Origin of the sequence: Mycobacterium sp. (assembly GCF_049673265.1) — a bacterium.
GTDB lineage: Bacteria > Actinomycetota > Actinomycetes > Mycobacteriales > Mycobacteriaceae > Mycobacterium.
Map to the genome: position 1 here is coordinate 1 of NZ_JBATXN010000677.1, position 7,676 is coordinate 7,676.

Here is a 7,676-nt window from a genome sequence, read left to right on the forward strand (position 1 = left end):
GCGACAACCCAGCCGATCGGGCCCGGCGGCCAGCGCGCCGAGGGCATCGGCGCGGCGCTGGGCGCGGCTGCGCGGATCGTGGGCGCCCACCGTGGCCGCCACCGCATCCCACCGTTGGTCTAACGCATGCCCGTCCGGGGTGGCCAGGGTGCCGTTGATCTGCGAGATCCCGCCTTCCTCAAGGTCGGCGATCCAGACCTGCCGACCGGCCCGGCGCGCCTTGCGTCGCCGCACCGCATCGGCGTCGACCCGGGCCACGATCACGTCAATCTGGCCAGCTAGCCGGGTCCGGGTCATCGAGGGCCAGCGCCCCACAGTGGCGGCCAGCGTCGCGTCCACGGTGGCCAACACGTCGGTGTCGGTGATCAGATCGGTGCGATACACCAGGGTGGCGAACATCCGAAAGTCGATATCGCCGGCTTTGAACACCTCAGCCACCGCAGGTAGCTGCTCGCGCATGGCCCGGGCATAGCGCAGCCGGCTACCCGCCAGCGGTTGGCTGATCCGCAACGCCGCGGCGACCTCGGCGGCGACGGCCTCTTCGGTGTCAACCGCCCAGTCCTCGGTGTCGCTGCAGCGCGACAACCGATACCCAAACAGCTCCCCGATCGCGGCCAATCCGGCTGCAGCGGCCCGGTTCTCCGCCCGGGTCGCGGCGCAGATCCGATCCAGCAGCGCCGCCGACTCCGGCGTCGTCGAGGGATAGCGGCCCTCCCAGTACTCCTCGCAGTGAGCCATCATCGCCCGCCGCGCCCGCACGTCTTCGAACATGCGTTCGAGCATGCCACAACCCACCGACAAAAGTTGGGGGGTCAGTCCCCTTGCCGGACCCAGGCGTAGACATACAGCGCCATCGCCGTGGCCAGCGCGAGCAGCACCCACTGCACGAGAGCTTGGTCGATCCAGGACCCCGGCGGAGGGGCGCCGGGAAGGATGTTGCGCAGCGGAACGATCGCGAACAGGTTCGCGGCATACCAGGTGGCAAATGGCGGCACGAACTTTCGCCGGCCCAACGCCATCGGAATGGCCACCAGCAGCGCCAGGGTGGGCAGGCTGATCAGGACCAGGATGATGCCCAGGTCAAAGAGCAGCGGGCCCTTAGCCCTATGCAGGGTGACGACGGCGCTGTTGTTGTTGTGCCGTCCGGTTTCGCTGCTGTCGGTAGAGTGCCTGACCTGGGCGTCCCAGCCGTCCATCGATCCAGTCACCTCGACAATGGCGGGTATTCGCTTACGGTTGGCGCCGGTCCCGACGAAGACATCGGCCGACTGGGGCTCGGTGTGGTACGAGTCGAATGGCCAATTACCGGGATCGCCGTGCGCCTGGATCGTGGTACTGACCTGCGCCGGCGCTTTTCCTTTCGGGAATTGGATGTCTCCCAGGTCGTTCGCGGGATACAGCCGCACCGCAATGTCGGTGTTCAGCTCCTCGAAGCGTTCGTCTTCCAGCGACTCGCCCGGATAAATAAGCACATTCACCGTGAGGCGATTCGTCGTGGGCTTTAGCTCTTCGAGGCGTATCTGGACCACGGTTTCATCGGGTCCGGCCCGGCTCAGGTCCAGTCGGGGAAGCGGGCCCTCCGACCGTTGTAGTAGGCGGACGCCGAGCAGCGATAGACCATAGGCGGCGAAGAAAACCAGCAGAATCGCCACCCCGAACGCGATCCCGCGTCGCGAGCGCTTCTCCTTCGGCGGCGACGGCGGCGAAGGGGGTGACGGCGGCGCTGTCGGTGGAGCGTCAACGGTCATTGGTCGCCACCGGAAAGTCGCGACGGGCGGGGCAGCACGGGGTCAGGTTAGCGAACCGCGGTGCCGGCCGCGCGGCGAAACAACTTTGCCGGGCAAGACTGGCGAAAACCCGTCACCCGTTGGCCATCCATCGGTAACGCGTCGTTCAATATTGGCCCCCTGCAGGCATTTTCGCCCGAAACCGGGCGGCGGGCGGCGCGTTGACCAGTTAATCTGATGTTGGTTTGCCTGCGGGTTCCAACAACTGCAATTCTCAACACGAATCGATCGGCGTGAGGGAATCACCATGAAGCACAAGCGTTTAGTCGCGGCCGCGAGTTTGCTGTCTGCGGGCACCATCGTGCTGTCGGGCTGCGAGGTGCCGCACACCAGCATGGCCTACGCCAGCGAAGTCGTGACCTGCGGCGGCAAGGCGACCATCCACGCCAGCGGATCGACCGCACAAGCCAACGCGATGAAACGGTTCGTCCTGGCCTACGGTAAGGCCTGCCCTGGGCACACTCTCGACTACACCGCGAACGGCTCGGGTAACGGGATCAGCGACTTCCTCTCTGGCAAAAGCGATTTCGCCGGATCGGACACACCGCTGTCCGCCGACCAGTACGCCGCCGCCAAGCAGCGCTGCAACGGCGCCGACGCCTGGAACCTGCCGGTGGTGTTCGGCCCGTTGGCCATTACCTACACCCTCTACAACGTCGACTTTTTGGTGCTCGACGCGCCCGCGCTGGCCGGGATCTTCAACGGCAGCATCACCCGCTGGGACGACCCGGCCATCACCTCACTCAACGCATCGATGCCGCCAGAGGACATCAAGGTCATCTACCGCAGCGATAAGTCCGGCAGCACCGCCAATTTCCAGTCCTACCTGCAGTCCGCAGCCAGCGGGACCTGGACTCAGGGCACCGGCAAGGAGTTCAGAGGCGGCGTCGGCACCGGCGCCATCGGCAACGAAGGTACCTCGGCGACCGTGAAGAACACCGAAGGCGCGATCACCTATAACGAGTTGTCATTCGCGATGGACGAGGGCCTTTACGCCGCCGAGATCAAAACCCCGGCAAGCCGCAAGTCGAGACGCCCGGTACGCATCGGCACCGACTCCGTGGGCAAGACCATCGCCGGGGCCAAGATCGTCGGCAAAGGCAACGATCTCGTGCTCGACCTTTCGTCGTTCTACAACCCCAGCCAAGAAGACGTCTACCCGATCGTGATGGCCACATACGAGATCGTCTGCTCCAAATACGCCGACCCCCAAGTCGGGCAAGCGGTCAAAGCCGCCCTGCAGGCAACGCTCGGCCCCGGCCAGATCGATCTGGACAAGCACGGGTACATTCCGCTGCCGCCCGACTTCCAATCACGGGTCTCCAGCGCGGTCGACGCGATCAGCTGAGCTCGCTCACACATCGAAATCCGATATGTGTGGTGGCGGTGTCCTGCGACTGCGGTGACCGCGCGGCCGGCCGATACCGGTGGCAGTACTCCGGTGCACACAGGTGCGAGCCGCCCTTGAGCGTCTGCGAAATGGTCGGGTCAGCCGGACCCGACGGCGCACAGCAGGCCTTCGGCGGCTGATCCAGCCGGTGGTGGGCAGAGAATTCGGTCGTCGTCCATTCCCAGACATTGCCGATCATGTCGAGAAGGCCGAACTCGTTCGGTGGAAACGCACCGACCGGCGAGGTTCCGCGCCAACCGAGCGCACCGTCGTTGCGGTAGGGGAACGTGCCCTGCCAGGTGTTGGCCATCAGCTTTCCGCCGGGCTTCTCCTCGTCGCCCCATGCGTACATGGTGGTGGTCCCGCCGCGAGCCGCGTATTCCCACTCCGCCTCGGTCGACAGTCGCCGCCCGGCCCAGCGCGCATATGCCGCGGCATCGGGATAGGCCACTTGCACGACGGGATGATCGGGCCGGTCGGCAATGTCGGTGTCCGGCCCGAACGGGTGCCGCCAGCTCGCGCCCGGCGCCCAGACCCACCATTGCCGCCAGTCGCGCAGGTCGACCGGGCCTGGCGTCGGACGAAACACCATCGCGCCCGCAGGCAGCTCATTCGGGTCGACGCCCGGATAGAGCGCGGGATCGATGGACTGCTCGGCGACCGTCACATACCCTGTCGCGGAGACGAATTCGGCAAACTGCGCATTGGTCACCGGATGCCGTTCCACCGCGAAGGCCGCCACGGCCACGGTGTGGATCGGCGCCTCCTCCGGGTAGAAGCTCGTCGACCCCATCCGGAATGATCCGGACGGCAATTCAACTAGATCGGTCGGCATACGTTCAGCATCTCAGTCGCGCGAAAAAGCCAGTGCCAGTTCCTTTTGCACATCCCGGTACGGGCGCCCGGAAAGATCGATAGTGACCTGGGCGATGCCGCCACCGGTGAACGCGAACGGCGCCTTGTAGCGGCTGGACACCGCCGAACCGCCGTTGCGCCCGACCGTGATGCCCGCACCCGCCAATCCGAACGTTCCCGGGTGCGCCATCACGTCTGCGAGCGTGCCCACCACGGCGTCGTCGATGAACAGCGTCACCTCACCGAGTGGCGTGTGGCTGTTCTGCACGGTTCCGGTCAGCGAATAACGAACGCCGAGAAGATGTCTGCCCAGCGGCACCGGATCCGACGACGAAATCAACTGCTGGCGCTCACCGAGGAAGTTGTACACGTAGTGCAGCCGTCCGTCTTGGATGAACAGCACATGCCCGCCGTGGGCGCCACCCTGCTTGAACAGCACACCCTCGGCGCCGGTGGTATCCACGGTCACGTCGGCCAGCAGCGCGAACGAGCGGCCGCGAAGTTCGGCGGCGGCGCCGATGCCGACATCCGCGCAGTCGGGATAGTAGATGTAGCTGGCCCGTTCGCCCACCAGATAGGGCCGGGAGCGGCCCAGCGTTTCAAAGATGTTGAGATCCGCCAGCGGCAGACCGTTGTATTTGGCGGCTTCGGAGAACCACAGCGCCTTCAGTTCTTCTAGTTTTTCGGGCTGCTCTGAGGCCAGGTCGTGGCATTGGCTGCGGTCGGCCTCGATGTGAAATAGTTCCCAGCGATCGGCATCGAAATGCGACCATCCGGCAGGCGTGGCCGCATGAATTGTGTTGGCGAACCAGCCGTTATGCCAGATCCCGCGGGTTCCGAGCATGGTGTAGAACTGGGTTTGCTTGCCCGTGTCGGCAGTCGAATCATCAAGCGCTGCCCTGAAACTCACGCCGTCCAATGGTCGCTGCGAGATCCCCTTGACGGCCTCCGGCGGTGTCATGCCCAGCAGGTCATAGACCGTCGGGGTGATGTCGCAGACGTTCACGTAGTTGTCGCGGACCTCGCCGTGTGCCGCAATGCCGTTGGGCCAGGAGATGATTGCCGTGTCGGCGATGCCGCCCTCATGGGAGGCGTAGCGCTTGTACAGCTTGTAGGGCGTATTGAAGGCCATCGCCCAACCAATTGGGTAGTGGTTGTAGGTATCTGGTCCGCCGAGGTGGTCGAAGAGCTTCATGCTCTCTTCGACGGTGTCGATGTAGCCGTTGAAGAACTTGCCCTCGTTGACCGATCCATTCGGGCCACCCTCACCGCTGGCGCCGTTGTCGGAGATCACCACGATGATCGTGTCGTCCAGTTGGCCCGATTCCTCGAGGTAGTCCAGGATGCGGCCGATCTGAGCATCGGTGTAGCTCAGGAAGCCGGCGAAAACCTCCGCCATCCGGCTGAACAGCTTCTTCTCTTCATCGGTCAGCGAGTCCCACGGCCGCACCGTGTCCTGCAACGGCCAAGGCTCGCCGTTGGGTCCCTTAATGTCGAGATAGGGGTTGACGGGCGACAATTCAGTGTCCTGCGGAACGATCCCGATTGCCTTCTGCTTTTCCAGCACCACCTCGCGGTAGCGCTCGTAGCCCATGTCGAACTTGCCGGTGTAGCGGTCCGCCCATTCTTTGAAGACATGATGCGGGGCATGCCCGGCGCCAGGGCATACATAGCTGAACCACGGCTTGTCTGGCGCAATCACCTTGGCGTCGCGGATGAATTCGATGGTCTTGTCCGCGATGTCCTTCGACAGGTGATAGCCGTCCTCGGGTGTGCCCGGAGGGTTGACCTGGTGGTTGTCGTAAACCAGGTCGGGATACCACTGGTCGGTTTCGCCGCCCATGAACCCGTAGAAGCGTTCAAAACCGCGAGATGTCGGCCAGTGTCGCTTGGTCGACGCCATGTTTGACTCTTCCAGCGGCGTCAGGTGCCACTTGCCGACACAGTAGGTGTTGTAGCCGCGTTCGTTGAGTACCTCGGAGAGCAGTGCGGTGTCGGGCGGAATCCGGCCGTTGCAGTTGGGAAAACCGTCGGTGAACTCTTCGATCGTGGCCATACCGACAGTGGTCGCGTTGCGACCCGTCAGCAATGACGCCCTGGTCGGTGAACACAGCGCGGTGGTGTGAAATTGCGAGAGGCGCACGCCGCGCTCAGCGATGCGCGTCATCGCCGGCATCTCGACCAGACCGCCGAAGCAGTCCCACGTCGCGATGCCGGTGTCATCCCACACCAGATAAAGGATGTTAGGTGCATCGTGCGGCGCGGTGGGCGCGGCGAACGGACCCCAATCCGGCTCCGAATCACGGATGTCGAGTTCGATCTTGCCGTTGAACTCGGTCGTCATCGCTGGCCTCACTCTCGTAGTGGACCCCCGGGATACCGGATGCGACTATACCCTGGCCAACAGACGAAAAGCCCCAAAATAAACAGCTTTTGGGGGCCCTTTGTGTCTGCCTCGGCAGAGCTTCTACTTGGCTTTTTCGAGGATGTCGACCAGCCGCCAGCGTTTGGTCGCAGACAGTGGACGGGTCTCCATCAGCGAGACGCGGTCGCCGATGCCGGCGATGCCGTTCTCGTCGTGCGCCTTGACCTTCTTGGTGGTCCGGATGATCTTGCCGTACAGCGGGTGACGCACCCGGTCTTCCAGCTCGACGACGATGGTCTTCTGCATCTTGTCGCTCACCACGTAACCGATGCGGGTCTTACGCTGACCGCGGGGCTTCGGGGTACGCGGCGTGTGCTTGTCGCCCTTGGCGCCGCCCGCCGTCGCATTGGCTGCGGCGGCCTTCTTCGGAGCGGCTTTCGCGGGTGCCTTCTTCGCCGCGGACTTCTGTGGGGTCTTGGCCTCTGCCATTACGATTCCTCACTCCCTGCGCCATCGGGACCCGATGCCAGGCCTAGTTCACGCTCACGTAGCACGGTGTAGACGCGCGCAATTTCCTGGCGCACCGTGCGAAGTCGACGATTGTTGTTCAGCTGGCCGGTTGCCATCTGAAAACGCAGGTTGAACAGCTCTTCCTTGGACTCGCGCAACCGCTCGATCAGCTCTTCGTCGGTGAGCTCACGCAGTTCGCCAGGGGAAATTCCCACTGCCATCAGAACTGCTCCTCTCGGGTAACAATGCGTGCCTTGATCGGCAGCTTGTGGATTGCTCGGGTCAACGCGGCCCGGGCGATCGATTCATTCGGGTAGCTGAGCTCGAAGAGAATGCGACCCGGTTTGACGTTGGCGATCCACCACTCCGGCGAGCCCTTACCGGAACCCATTCGGGTTTCCGCAGGCTTTTTGGTCAGCGGACGGTCCGGAAAGATGTTGATCCACACCTTGCCGCCACGCTTGATGTGCCGGTTGATGGCAATACGCGCCGCCTCAATCTGGCGGTTGCTGACGTAGGCATGCTCCAGCGCCTGGATACCGTAGTCACCGAAACTCACCTGCGTGCCGCCACTGGCGATACCGCGCTGACGCGGATGGTGCTGCTTACGGTGCTTGATCTTGCGGGGAATCAACATAATTCAGCTCTCCGTGCTCTGCGTCTCGACGGCCGGCTCGTCCGCCGGCGGTGCGGGAACCGCAGCCTCCTCAGCGCCCGAGGCGGCGCGGCCGGCCTCGGTGCTGGTCGCCGTCGTGCCCGCGGCGCCGCT

General features: G+C 64.1%; 8 protein-coding genes. 1 reads left to right on the plus strand and 7 read right to left on the minus strand.

Features of this window, described 5'->3' with window-relative positions:
- The coding region (locus WBF82_RS22990) for a DUF222 domain-containing protein (protein ID WP_424385237.1) at positions 1-771 on the minus strand (771 nt) is incomplete at its 3' end.
- 41 nt (positions 772-812) lie between these two features.
- On the minus strand, positions 813-1,748 hold the full coding sequence (locus WBF82_RS22995) for a DUF4436 domain-containing protein (RefSeq protein ID WP_424385238.1): 936 nt from the start codon (positions 1,746-1,748) through the stop codon (positions 813-815).
- A gap of 286 nt (positions 1,749-2,034) precedes the next feature.
- Here WBF82_RS22995 and pstS point away from each other — a divergent pair, with 286 nt between their 5' ends.
- Complete coding sequence (gene pstS / locus WBF82_RS23000) at positions 2,035-3,135, plus strand: phosphate ABC transporter substrate-binding protein PstS (protein ID WP_424385239.1); 1,101 nt, start codon at positions 2,035-2,037, stop codon at positions 3,133-3,135.
- On the opposite strand, the gene WBF82_RS23005 is transcribed toward pstS, so the two are convergent.
- The 5 genes from WBF82_RS23005 to rplP form a co-directional block, all read right to left on the minus strand.
- A complete protein-coding gene (locus WBF82_RS23005; protein WP_424385240.1) occupies positions 3,128-4,012 on the minus strand; it encodes a formylglycine-generating enzyme family protein in 885 nt (294 codons plus the stop codon). The genes pstS and WBF82_RS23005 overlap by 8 nt on opposite strands.
- Positions 4,013-4,024: 12 nt before the next feature.
- Entirely contained in the window at positions 4,025-6,376 is a 2,352-nt protein-coding gene (locus WBF82_RS23010) for an arylsulfatase (RefSeq protein ID WP_424385241.1), read from the minus strand.
- A gap of 123 nt (positions 6,377-6,499) precedes the next feature.
- Entirely contained in the window at positions 6,500-6,886 is a 387-nt protein-coding gene (gene rpsQ, locus WBF82_RS23015; protein WP_424385242.1) for a 30S ribosomal protein S17, read from the minus strand.
- Positions 6,886-7,128, minus strand: a complete 243-nt coding sequence (gene rpmC, locus WBF82_RS23020) for a 50S ribosomal protein L29 (RefSeq protein ID WP_424385243.1) — start codon at positions 7,126-7,128, stop codon at positions 6,886-6,888. Before rpmC ends, rpsQ begins: the two co-directional genes overlap by 1 nt.
- On the minus strand, positions 7,128-7,544 hold the full coding sequence (gene rplP, locus WBF82_RS23025; RefSeq protein WP_424385244.1) for a 50S ribosomal protein L16: 417 nt from the start codon (positions 7,542-7,544) through the stop codon (positions 7,128-7,130). Before rplP ends, rpmC begins: the two co-directional genes overlap by 1 nt.
- Positions 7,545-7,676 lie beyond the last annotated feature (132 nt).